General features: G+C 32.4%; 11 protein-coding genes. 7 read left to right on the forward strand and 4 right to left on the reverse strand.

Going from position 1 to position 12,078, the window contains the following annotated elements; genetic code table 11:
• From PKN74_RS07105 to hpf, 6 genes are all read left to right on the forward strand, one after another.
• Positions 1–572: NAD-dependent epimerase/dehydratase family protein (locus PKN74_RS07105; protein ID WP_472309999.1), on the forward strand; the 572-nt coding region annotated here is incomplete at its 5' end.
• Positions 573–791: 219 nt separating this feature from the next.
• Complete coding sequence (locus PKN74_RS07110; protein WP_472310001.1) at positions 792–1,208, forward strand: OsmC family protein; 417 nt, start codon at positions 792–794, stop codon at positions 1,206–1,208.
• A gap of 162 nt (positions 1,209–1,370) precedes the next feature.
• Positions 1,371–2,171, forward strand: a complete 801-nt coding sequence (locus tag PKN74_RS07115) for an Mrp/NBP35 family ATP-binding protein (RefSeq protein ID WP_472310003.1) — start codon at positions 1,371–1,373, stop codon at positions 2,169–2,171.
• Between the two features lie 43 nt (positions 2,172–2,214).
• On the forward strand, positions 2,215–4,212 hold the full coding sequence (locus PKN74_RS07120; protein WP_472310005.1) for an alpha-amylase family glycosyl hydrolase: 1,998 nt from the start codon (positions 2,215–2,217) through the stop codon (positions 4,210–4,212).
• Between the two features lie 17 nt (positions 4,213–4,229).
• Positions 4,230–6,524 (forward strand): replication restart helicase PriA, encoded by a 2,295-nt coding sequence (gene priA, locus PKN74_RS07125; protein ID WP_472310007.1) that lies wholly within the window; start codon positions 4,230–4,232, stop codon positions 6,522–6,524.
• 85 nt (positions 6,525–6,609) lie between these two features.
• A complete protein-coding gene (hpf, locus tag PKN74_RS07130; protein WP_472310009.1) occupies positions 6,610–7,206 on the forward strand; it encodes a ribosome hibernation-promoting factor, HPF/YfiA family in 597 nt (198 codons plus the stop codon).
• 54 nt (positions 7,207–7,260) lie between these two features.
• On the opposite strand, the gene PKN74_RS07135 is transcribed toward hpf, so the two are convergent.
• Positions 7,261–7,503 (reverse strand): glutaredoxin family protein, encoded by a 243-nt coding sequence (locus PKN74_RS07135; protein ID WP_472310011.1) that lies wholly within the window; start codon positions 7,501–7,503, stop codon positions 7,261–7,263.
• Between the two features lie 223 nt (positions 7,504–7,726).
• On the opposite strand from PKN74_RS07135, the gene PKN74_RS07140 reads away from it, so the two are divergent.
• Positions 7,727–8,713, forward strand: a complete 987-nt coding sequence (locus PKN74_RS07140; RefSeq protein ID WP_472310013.1) for an alpha/beta hydrolase family protein — start codon at positions 7,727–7,729, stop codon at positions 8,711–8,713.
• Positions 8,714–8,721: 8 nt separating this feature from the next.
• Here PKN74_RS07140 and PKN74_RS07145 read toward each other — a convergent pair whose 3' ends face one another.
• The 3 genes from PKN74_RS07145 to PKN74_RS07155 are packed head-to-tail and all read right to left on the reverse strand — an operon-like array spanning position 8,722 to position 11,765.
• Positions 8,722–9,246 (reverse strand): hypothetical protein, encoded by a 525-nt coding sequence (locus PKN74_RS07145; RefSeq protein WP_472310015.1) that lies wholly within the window; start codon positions 9,244–9,246, stop codon positions 8,722–8,724.
• A 29-nt stretch (positions 9,247–9,275) separates the two neighbouring features.
• Positions 9,276–10,520 (reverse strand): hypothetical protein, encoded by a 1,245-nt coding sequence (locus tag PKN74_RS07150; RefSeq protein ID WP_472310017.1) that lies wholly within the window; start codon positions 10,518–10,520, stop codon positions 9,276–9,278.
• 21 nt (positions 10,521–10,541) lie between these two features.
• Positions 10,542–11,765, reverse strand: a complete 1,224-nt coding sequence (locus PKN74_RS07155; RefSeq protein ID WP_472310019.1) for an adenosylhomocysteinase — start codon at positions 11,763–11,765, stop codon at positions 10,542–10,544.
• Positions 11,766–12,078: the final 313 nt, after the last annotated feature.

Genomic DNA, 12,078 nt, shown 5'->3' on the forward strand with positions numbered 1-12,078 from the left:
CTACAGGTGCATACGGAAAATCAAAGGCTAAAGCAGCATTGTTGATAATGAATTATGCAAAAGCTGGTTTGAACGTTATTACAATATGTCCCACAGGAATTATTGGTCCTTTTGATTATAAGCCATCAGAAATGGGGAATATGTTCCTCTCTTATCTCAAGGGTGAGTTAAATACTATAATAGAAGGTGCTTTTGATTTTGTAGATGTTAGAGATGTGTCAGACGGTATAATTAAGGCATATGAAAAAGGTAATAAAAGAGAGTTTTATATTTTAGGAAATGAAAATATAGAGGTAATAGAACTTATAAACATGGTTAATACAATGAAAAATAAAGATTTTAAGCCTAAGATTTTAGGAAAAAATATGGCATATTTTGTATCAGTTTTGCTTCTTTTAAAAAATCTTATTTCTAAAGAAAAACTTCTATTAACGCCTTATTCAGTTCATACGTTGCAAACAAACAAGATTTATTCACATGAAAAGGCTACAAGAGAGTTGGGGTATAACCCTAGGCCTTTAGAAGAAACTGTAAAAGAAACTGTAACGTGGTTGGAAAATAATTTAATGTAGGTTATTAGTCAAATTTTTTCTTCATGATATAATTATATGAGTAAATGAAAAATATTAAAACATGTGCGTTGGGTTTTTAGCTAAATCGGTGTTTTATGGCTTAATTATTAATAATTAACATCAAATATTGATTAAATCATTGAGACACCCGTATAGATAGTCTCTACTGCTGAAAAATTAGCATAATAATAAAAAAGGTGATGAAGGGAGAAATACACGATGACAGAATTTTTAGTTAAAAATTTACATGGTAGTCATTTTTATATGAAAACTCCTTCTGGACATGATGTTCATATTGATTCGGATGTAGATAGTGGTGGTTACGATTCCGCACCTAAACCTATGGAATATCTAATTGCTGGTTTGGCAGGATGTACAGGAATGGATGTTGTGAGTATTCTTAAAAAAATGAGGGTAGATTTTGAAGAATTTAATCTTCGAGTTTTAACTGAAAGAAATGAAGATCATCCTAGAAAGTACAATAAAATCCATGTTATTTACGAATTTAAAGGTGATAATTTGACAATAGATAAATTAGAAAGAGCTGCAAAATTATCCCAAGAAAAGTATTGTGGTGCTATTGCTTCTTTTAGAGGGTCTGTAGAGATTACATATGAAGTAAAAATTGTTGAGTGAAGATTTATTATATATTAGAAAAGATTTTGAAAAATTGATTAGCGTAACCATGATCAAATCATGGAGATGCCCGCATAGGTTGTCTCTACAACTGGAAAATTGGTAATTATTATAACGGTTTTACAACTAAATAATTTACACCATCACTTAAGGAGGCAAAGAATGGCTAATATTCAGGAAATAAAGGAAAAAGTCAACAGAAAACTTGAAGATATTGAAAACGTTATCCTTGTAATGAGTGGCAAAGGTGGGGTTGGTAAAACAACGGTTGCAGTTAATTTAGCAGTTTCTTTGGCACTTTTAGGAAAGAAAGTTGGATTACTAGACGTCGATTTACATGGCCCTGATGTAGTAAGAATGCTTGGAGGAGAAGAATATCCTTTAACTCAGGTTGGAGATGAGATAGTACCTCCTGAGATTTATGGGATCAGAGTAATTTCTATATCTCAATTTTTGAATGAAGAAAATATTGCCGTTATTTGGAGAGGGCCTTTAAAAACCGGTGCAATACTACAATTTATAGGTGATGTTGCTTGGGGAAATTTGGATTATTTGGTTGTAGATGCACCTCCAGGCACAGGAGATGAACCATTAACCGTAATTCAAAATATTTCTAAGCTTCGTGGGGCATTATTAGTTACTTCTCCATCTGTTGTTTCTCAAGATGATGTTGAAAGAGCTATTGATTTTGTTAAGAAAATGAACGTTGATATTTTAGGTATTGTTGAGAACATGTCTTATTTTATCTGTCCTAACTGTAAAAGTAAGCATTTCATTTTTGGTGAGGGTGGAGGTAAAACTCTAGCTGACAAATTTAATTTAGACCTTTTGGTTCAAATTCCTTTAGATTCAACTATTAGAGAAAACATGGATGGAGGAAGGCCTGTTGCTTATTTTGGTTCACCTGAAATTTCTGATTCATATATTGATCTTGCTAAAAAACTAATAGAAAAGATAGAGTGATAGTTTGAAATAATACATGATTATGATAAGGAGTGAATTTTTGGTGAATAAGTATTCAATCATTTTTTTATTGTTAATGTTGCTTTCTTTTGGTTCTATCTTTGCGATTAATTCCTCTTTTTTACTTTCAAAAGACGCTTCTTCAGTCTATTTGGTGGCAAGTTTTAACCACTTTGAACCTATTGAAATGGAAAAGAGTTTAGGAGAGTTATGGCGCTATTCTACGGATTTAGAGCCTGGCGAATATCTATATAAGTATATTATTGATGGAGAAGAAACCCTTGATTTTCAAAACCCTAACATTACAGTCTTTAACGGAGAAATTTTCAACGTGAGGGTTGTTAAAGAACCTTACAGTTTTCCAAGAACTGGCGATGGCAGGGTGAAAGAAATATACTTTAAAAATGCAAGAAGATATATTAATCCAGTTAAACCTGGTGAAATATATTTGTCCATCGAATTTGAAAAAAACGATGTAGTAGATGTTAATTTACAATCAAATGCTAAATGGGTAAGTAAAGAGATTATAGAATCTGGAAACAATGTTCTTTATAGGTTTCATGTCTTTACTGAGGCTCCCGTGCTGAAGTACAGGTTTGCCATCGATGATTCGCAAGAGATTATTTATGGTTATGATGGAACTGAGAATTTCTTTGAATTCGACTTTTCTAAGCCAATAATCCCATATTTTGATACTCCTGACTGGGCAAAAGGAAGGGTGTATTATCAAATCTTTCCTGATAGATTTAGAAATGGAGACTCTCATAACGACCCAAAAGGGACTTATAATTGGTATGGCCCACATAATAGAAATTCACTGGCTTTTAGTTTTTATGGTGGCGATCTCCAAGGAGTTATAGATTCTATTGATTATTTGGAGTATTTGGGTGTAGAAGCTATTTATTTTAATCCAATTTTTGAGGCTCCTAGCACACATAAATACGATACAAAAGATTATTTAAAGATAGATCCTTCTTTTGGAGACGAAGAAGTTTTCTTGGATATGCTGGATATTCTTCATGAATGCGATATAAAAGTGATTTTAGATGGAGTTTTTAATCATACAGGTACAGAATTTTTTGCGATGCAGGAGAATTTTGCTAAGCAAGAAGAGTCAAGATATTTAGATTGGTATTTTATTAAGTCTTTTCCTATAAGGAAGTCAACTTCAAGTTATGAAGGATGGCATGGATATGCAGATCTTCCACAATTAAACAATAACAATCCAAAAGTTAAGGCATATATAAACCACGTTATTGGTAAATGGATGAGCATTGGAATAGATGGCTGGAGATTAGATGCAGTTGATCAGCTTCCAGTAAGTTATTGGGCGTCTCTTTATGAGAATTTTAAAAATATAGATGAAAATACATTCATCGTAGGCGAATTCTGGCGAGATGCAACTTCTTATTTTGAGGATCCAGCTTTTGATTCTGTGATGAATTATATCTTTAGAGATGCCGTTATAGCTTATGCAAGAGGAGGAAGCGCAAACAATTTTGTTAAGACAACAAACGCTTATTTGGATAAATATCCCCCACAAGTTTTACATAGTTTATGGAACATGTTGGGTTCTCATGATACTGAAAGAATCTTAACTGCATTGGATGAAAATATAGAAAGAATGAAATTAGCTGCTGTTCTTCATATTACCTTTATTGGTTCTCCTCTCATTTATTATGGAGATGAAATAGGCATGACGGGATCTACAGATCCATTTTGTAGAGTGCCTTTTTACTGGGATGAAGATATGTGGAACATGGATATATTTGACTTATATCAAGCGTTAATTCAATTAAGAAAAGATAGTTTAGCGATTCGGCAGGGTGATTATAATGTTTTATATTCAAAAGGTAATGTGTTGATATATAAGAGATATTATCAATCGGAAAAGGTTATTGTTGCTTTGAACTCTAAAAATTCTCCTGTAAATGTTAATCATGAGTTAGATGGAGATTATGTCGATTATTTTTCAAAAGGAAAGGTTAATGTAATTGAATCTATTCCTGCAAATGGATTTTATATATTAGTTAATGAGTAATATTTGGAGGTTGTTTAATGTATTTTTATGATGTTATTCCTTTAGGTCAAAGATTGTTTAAACCATACACTTATAAGTATGAAAAAAAGCTTGAAATTGGACAAAGGGTTGTTATTGATTTGAGGGGTAAATATGTTCAAGGTTTAGTTTATAGAGAATCAAACGATCCGAAAGTCGTTAAAATAAAAAATATCGAATTTCCTTTAGACGAAAGAAGTTATTTGAGTGATTCACATATAAAACTTATAGAAAAGGCTAGTGATTATTTTCTTGCTCCTATGGGGGAAATAGCCAAACTTTTGTTTCCCCCAGCTTCTTCAGACTTATACAAATTAAAAATAGTTCCTTTAAGTGAACTTGCTCCTTTTGATAAACCCATATTTTATAAGGATTTTTTAAGATTGTATAAGGATAATTCTACTGCCAACAAGGCGTTGAAAGAACTGTTATCATCAAATGTGGTAAAATTAGATCTTCATAAAAAGTCTATTCGAGAAAACAAAGATTATTTTATTATTCTTAATATGGATCTATCAGAAATATGGAATCATAATCTTTCAAAAAGCGCTCGGAATTTGGTAAATTATTTAGCAATAAATGGTGAGACATTAGAGAGTGAGTTATACGATAAAGGAATTATTAATAGAGGAACGACTGTTTTGAAAACTTTACAAAAAAAAGGTATAATTAAAGCAATAGAGGATACTTTAATAAACAGTGAAACCGAAAAAGTAACGTTAACAGAAGAACAAAAAAGTGCAGTGGATTTCATCAAAAAGCATGATGAAAAACCTCACTTGTTATATGGGGTAACTGGAAGCGGTAAAACAGAAGTCTTTTTTGAGGTTGGAGAAAGTGTTTTAGAAAAAGGTGGTAAGCTTTTAATCCTAGTCCCAGAAATATCTTTGACATCTGAAATAATGAGTAGATTAAAAAAAAGATTTTCTAAATATAGAGCGGCTTTTTATCATTCTTCTCTCACAAGTTCGGAACGAGTTGACACTTGGTATAAGGCGGTTGAAGGAGATCTAGACATAGTTATAGGAACGAGAAGCGCTGTCTGGCTTCCTATAAAAGACTTGAGAATGATCATAATTGATGAGGAACACGATCAATCGTTTTATCAAATTGAAAATGTAACTTACGACGCAATTGAAGTTGCCTTATTTAGAAAAGAGTTAGAAAATATTCAATTGATACTTTCTTCTGCAACTCCTAGAATTATCGATATAAAAAGGGCAAAAGATAATGAAATGCATTTAGAAACAATTGTTTCGAGATATTTCAGTGAAATGCCAGAAGTAGAGATAATAGATATGAAAAAAGAAGAAAAGTACAATTGGATTTTCAGTAAAAAGGTTATTGATAGTATTAGAGATGTAGTAGCTAAAAACAAAAAGGTTATTGTTTTTACTCCGACTAGAGGATACGCTAACTACGTTGTATGTAGTGAATGCGGATATATATTTAAATGTGATAACTGTGACGTTTCATTAACTTTTCATAAAAAAGAGAGAAAATTGATATGTCACTATTGTGGAAATGAACAAGAATTACCTAATTTTTGTCCAAAATGTGGAGGGTTTAAATTACAAAGTAGAGGTTATGGCACTGAAAGGGTTATAACCGAATTGACCAAGTTGTTTCCATCTGAGCCTATAGTTAGAGTTGATAGAACTGTTATTAAAACTTTTGATGATTTGAAAAATACTTTCACATTTATGAAAGAGCCTGGAAGAAAGATTATTGTAGGAACTAAGATGATAACAAAAGGTTTAGATATAAAAGATCTTGACTTGGTTGTAATATTAGATTCGGATAGATACACCCATATGCCTGATTATAATGCTAGAGAGAGCACCGCTTCTTTGATCATGCAAGTTGCTGGAAGATCTGGAAGAAAAGAGAAGGGGAAAGTTATCATACAAAGTTTTGATCCAAACAATGAGGTTTACAAAGCCGCAATCAACCATGATTATACTTTTATAGCTGAAAAAGAGCTTGAACAGCGTGAAAAATATAAATATCCCCCGTTTACAAAATTGTTTTTGATAATGGTCAGTAATAGGAAAATGGAGAACGTTAAATCCATAAGTCAAGATCTTATAAATGAATTGGGAAGTGTTATTGATAATAAGCAAGTGGAGTTGTTAGGACCAGTTACTCCAATTATTTCCAAGTTAAGAGGTGATTATAGACTTCAGATTATTTTAAAAGTATTTCAAGAAGATACAAGCTTTTTGATGCCAATTGTAGAGAAGTATGATAAAGATATTAAAGTATATGTTAATCCCCCTACAACTATATTGTAAAAAAGTATGCGATCTTCATGTATTTTGTTCCTTAGTATACACGAAGTTCAGTTAGACAATATTCAAGCCTATGGAGGTGGTAGTGATGGAGTATAAAGTTTTTACAAAGTCTGTAGAACTTAGTGAGGCCAACAAAAATTACCTTGCTAAAAGAATGTCAAAGCCTGATCATTTGCTAAAAAAACAGAAAGATTTAGTCTCACCAGCTGATGTAAGGATCACTAAAGAAAGGGGAATATATAAAGTAGAAATTACCACTCACGTTAAAGCGCTAAGTAAAATAATTAAAGTTGAGGAAAGAAGCAACGATTTATATGAAGCTATAGATAGAGCGACGGATGCGTTGGAAAGAAAGATAAGAGAAATTAAAACAAGATTACATCCAAAACAGCAGAGCAGCAAAGGAGCAATTCCAGTTAATCCAAGAGAAACAACTACCACAACTAGAATAGAAGAGGCAGAATTTGAAGAGGAAGAAGAAATACTAGAAAAACCTACTCCGCCAAAAATAGCTAGAATAAAGCATCATGACTTAACTGTAATGAATGTTGAAGAAGCAATACTTCAAATGCAACTTTTAGGCCATTCGTTCTTTGTTTTCAGGGATTCCACAAATGACGCTGTTTCTGTCTTGTATGAACGAAAAGATGGTGATTTAGGTCTTCTTGTTTTCAATGAATAATTTAATGTTATTTTAAAAAAGAGATGTGCTTTTAGCACATCTCTTTTTAATTTTTTAATTTATTCCAAGCAACTTGTCGATTTTCTTTTTATCAAACCCTATAACATACTCGTTTCCGATTTGAATTACAGGAACTCCCATTTGATGGGTTTTTCTAACAAGATCTTCAGCGGCTTTTTGGTCTTTTGAAACGTCTATTTCTTTGTACTTGACTCCTAATCCATCTAAATAAGCTTTCGCCTTTTTGCACCATGGACAGGTTGGTGTGGTATAAATAACAACCTTTACATCGTTCATAAAATTGCCCCCTTTTCATAAAAACTCATAATACCTATACCGGGTATTCCTATTTATATAATATCAGAGTTTTGTAATAGCAATTTTAACAAAAAGTAAATTAATTGTTGTAACATTTGCTTTGGGTATTAATAATTTGGATGTGACGAAATCCATATTTCGAGATCTGAAAGGATTGAAAGGTTTAATAACCCACTAGTTGACATAAAGAATGTTAGACGAGGTGATAAAAACGAATTACATATTTGATTATCCTAAGATACCGGTCGATTATACTATAAAAAAAGAGAATGATTATTTAGTTTTTACTTTTGAGACCGTTTATCAAGATCCTGTATGTAAAGAGAATGAAACACAAATTGTTCATATGTTTGTTCCTGAAGAAAAGGTAAAAGGGGATATTGTGTTTTTACATGGAATTGGTCCGAACAATGTTCCATATCTGGAATGGTATGGTAGATACTTTAAAAAATTTGGTTATAGAACAAGTGTAGTTATTTTGCCATATCACTTAGAAAGAGCTCTTGAAGGTGCTCAGGACGGAGATCCTTTTTATTCTTCTGAACCAAATGAATGTGTTGTACTCTTTCATAATGCTGTAAAAGATGTCAGAAGAACAATTGATTTGTTGGAAACTTTTAATGATTATTCCGAAGATAATTTGTATTTAATGGGAGTTTCTTTCGGTGGAATAATTGGAACAATGGTGTTAGCGCTTGATAAACGGATAAAGAAAGGAATTTTAATGATTACAGGCGGAAATTGGCGATGGATAAACTTTTATTCTCCATTCACACAAAAGGTTAGGGATGCGTACGCTACTTACAAAAATTCGTATGGTTGTGATTCTGAAGAATATTGCCTAAAGTTTAGAAAGGATGCCTTTAATTTTGTAAAAGAAAATATAAATTCAATAGACGATATTTTTCAAAAAACACCTATACCTTGTTATCATTATGATCCGTTATCGTATGCTAAGTTCGTTGATCAACCAGTTCTTTTTATAAGAGGAGTTTTTGATAAAATAATTCCTCATCAAGCTACAAAAGAGCTAGTAGATCTTTTACCAAACAAGGTTGTTAAAAATATTTTGGCTGGTCATAAGTCTAGTTATTTTTGGAAAAATTTGGTAGGAAGATGGGTAATTTCTTTTATTGAGAAAGAACCCGTTAAGGAATCAGAAAAAAAACTACAAAAAACTTTGGAGTGAGAGTTTAATTAAACTGAAAAATCTAACTCTATACCCCTAAAAAATTGAGCATTAAGTGATGATGCGTTATTTTTTAAGAGTTCTAATATTTGAAGTTTTTCAAGTAGTTTTTTTATTTTTTTGGGATCTGTTTCAAAGGTTAATTGGGTTTTTATTTTTTCTATTTCTTTTTCGATGTTTTGTCGAACCTTTTCTTCGACATTTACGTCTTCTTCTTGAACAATTAATGTATTTTCGGGGGGTTGAGAAAGGATATTTTCTTTTTTGTAGAGTATAACAGCTTTAGACTTTCCTCCAACAGCTGCTAAGAAGCCTCCTCTTTTTTGGAATTGGAGGTCGATGTCTGTATAGATTACAATTCCACCATTTTTAAGTGCCTGTGATTTAAATTGGTTAATGTTCCCAGCTTCATGAGCAGCAACTCTCAAAATGCTCAATGAAGCGGGAACACTATTTGATAATCCTGGTTCGCCAGGATCTAATTTATAACTTATATACGGATTGTAAACGTTGGGGGTTACTGCGTTTACCATCTTAATCACCCATAAAAGAGGCAATCATGTTAATTTGAAGTTGTTTTTACAGTCATCCTTATTATTACTTGGTCTGTAAGCTCAAAACTCAAATCTATCTTACCTTTTTGAGAATTGTCTTTAACACCTCTGTAACCACCGTCTATCTTCATTTGATCTATTTCTAAATTTGGTGCTGCAGCTGAAATTTGTACCACCTTAATTTTATCAGAAAAATTTTTAATTGTGATTAAAAAATCTATTATCCTGGTATCAGCTGTTTTTACTTCAACATCAGATAACTTTTCAAACTTATATTGAACGTCCCAACTCTCTCCTAAATCTATTTTAACTATGTCATCAATAGGTGTGTCATATATATTCGTCTTTTTTATGGGGAAATTTTTGTCATCGTATTGTTCATATATCCATACTTCACCATATGGCAAATCTATACCTAGACCATTGTGCTTGGTATTCTCAAAGTATCTTACAAGTCTGGTTTTAGTGAAGTCCTGAATGTTTGTGTATAGATTGAAAGTTATAACATTTCTATCCTCATATGAAAGGACTTTGTTTTCTGAGATGCTGAAATTCATTATATCGCTAACAAATTTAATATTACCAAGAGAAATGGTGTAAGTTTGAGTTAATATCGCCTCTTGAGCTATTGTTTGAAAATCTGTTCCCTGGCCAAGTCTGAGAGTACTTAAAGCTTTCGTAGTTTCTACATAATCACGAGGTGAAAGATTCAAATATTCATTTACAAGATATAAATTGGTTGTTCCTACCGCTTTGCCGTTGATTTCTATGTTCTTTTTAAAGGTTCCATCTTTTTTCATTTCGTAGACTATTTTCCATGTTCCTGGAGCTTGTAAGGCAATAGTAGCTGTTTTATTTTTTGTTTTTTCTAGGACTATTTTGACACTGGCTTTAATTTTATCTTTATTCTTTTCATTAGTTGTACACCAGTGATTAATTTGAGAGTTATAGAATAAGATATCGTTAGTACCATCAATTTTGAAGATGTTTTCATCTATTTGTTGTATCGTTTTATTTTTGAAGTCTTCTAAAGAAACTATTTTAAAACTAAATTGTTGGTAAGTCTTCTCTAAACTCCAAGAATTTACCCCTGTTACCCATAGAACTTCAAACCCCTCTGGTACTTGGAATGTTGTTTGATCGGTTGTAACATAGTGTAGTTGGGCATCTCTAAAAAGGAAGGTGTAAGTCTGAGTAAGGGAGATTACACTAAGTGTAACAAATAGTACTAAAACCAACACTTTTTTATTCATGATTTGCACCCCCTTATTTTATTATTTCCAATCGTTCAAATAATCTTTCTGCTCCTGCGTGAATTCATCGATTTTTACTCCGATAGTTTCTAGTTTAATCTTTGCTATCTTTTCATCAATTTCATAAGGGACAGGCTCGACACATATTTTCATATGTTCATGATTTTCTTTTATGTATTTTGCACCTTCTAATTGTAAGCTGAAAGATAAATCCATTATTTCTACTGGGTGACCATCTGCATTAACTAGGTTAACCAATCTGCCTTTACCTAATAAATAGACTTTTTTACCGTTTGGTAGTTTATATTCTTCAACACCGTCTCTTACTTCACGCTTTGAAACAGCAATTTCTTCTAGGTCTTTAACTTTCACTTCTACGTCAAAATGTCCAGCGTTTGATAAAATTGCACCATCTTTCATCTTTAAGAAATGTTCCTTTGTTATGACATCTATATTGCCCGTTACTGTGACGAAAAAGTCTCCATACTCTGCTGCTTCACTCATTTTCATAACTGAAAACCCGTCCATTATAGCTTCTATTGCCTTGATAGGATCTACTTCGGTAACTATAACATTTGCACCTAGTCCTTTCGCTCTCATTGCTACACCTTTACCACACCATCCATATCCTGCGACAACCACAGTTTTTCCAGCCACAGAAAGATTTGTAGACCTTATTATTCCGTCCCAAGTTGATTGTCCTGTACCGTATCTGTTATCAAACAGATATTTCATGTATGAATCGTTTATGAGAACTACAGGTACAGGCAATTTATTTTGCCTATACAGTGATTTGTATCTTTTAACTCCTGTGGTAGTTTCTTCACATATGCCCCACAAATTTTTAACTTTTTCTGGATATTTATTCATGAGAGTAATGCCTAAATCTGCTCCGTCATCTAGTATTATATTTGGGTTTGATTCTAAAACTTTTTCAATATTTTTCCAATAGATATTTGGATCTAATGTTCGTTGAGCATGGACGTTAAGTCCGTACTCTTTTAGGGCTTCAACTACATCATCTTGAGTAGATAAGGGATTGCTTCCTGTTATAGCAACATTTGCTCCCAATTCATGTAAAACGAGGCCTAAATAGGCTGTTTTTGCCTCTAAATGAATACTGATAGCAATATTGACGTCTTTGAAAGGTTGTTCATCCTTGTAAAGAGCTTTTAAATAGTTTAGAACAGTCATGTGGTTTTTTACCCATTCTATTTTTCTTCTTCCACTTTCAACTTTTGCCATTTTGAGCCTCCTGTAAATGATTATCTTTATAAATCTTTATTTCTAATTTGGTACTTGTACCGAGGAGTGGGAAAGGGCTTCGCCCTAGACCCGTTATAAATTCAATATGCTATCTTTATAAATCTTTATTTCTAATTTGGTACTTGTACCGAGGAGTGGGAAAGGGCTTCGCCCTAGACCCGTTATAAATTCAATATGCTATCTTTATAAATCTTTATTTCTAATTTGGTACTTGTACCGAGGAAGAAGGGAGGGCTTCGCCCTAGACCCATTATAAATTCAATATGCTATTATGCAAATTTTTTAAGAGTAT

It is taken from the genome of Defluviitoga sp., assembly GCF_035349255.1.
Taxonomy (GTDB): domain Bacteria; phylum Thermotogota; class Thermotogae; order Petrotogales; family Petrotogaceae; genus Defluviitoga.

Excerpts from the sequence above, each read along its gene's own strand:
- priA (WP_472310007.1), top strand. The coding sequence starts at position 4,230 with ATGTATTTTTATGATGTTATTCCTTTAGGTCAAAGATTGTTTAAACCA.
- hpf (WP_472310009.1), top strand. The coding sequence starts at position 6,610 with ATGGAGTATAAAGTTTTTACAAAGTCTGTAGAACTTAGTGAGGCCAAC.
- PKN74_RS07115 (WP_472310003.1), top strand. The coding sequence starts at position 1,371 with ATGGCTAATATTCAGGAAATAAAGGAAAAAGTCAACAGAAAACTTGAA.
- PKN74_RS07150 (WP_472310017.1), bottom strand. The coding sequence starts at position 10,520 with ATGAATAAAAAAGTGTTGGTTTTAGTACTATTTGTTACACTTAGTGTA.
- PKN74_RS07135 (WP_472310011.1), bottom strand. The coding sequence starts at position 7,503 with ATGAACGATGTAAAGGTTGTTATTTATACCACACCAACCTGTCCATGG.
- PKN74_RS07145 (WP_472310015.1), bottom strand. The coding sequence starts at position 9,246 with ATGGTAAACGCAGTAACCCCCAACGTTTACAATCCGTATATAAGTTAT.
- PKN74_RS07110 (WP_472310001.1), top strand. The coding sequence starts at position 792 with ATGACAGAATTTTTAGTTAAAAATTTACATGGTAGTCATTTTTATATG.
- PKN74_RS07155 (WP_472310019.1), bottom strand. The coding sequence starts at position 11,765 with ATGGCAAAAGTTGAAAGTGGAAGAAGAAAAATAGAATGGGTAAAAAAC.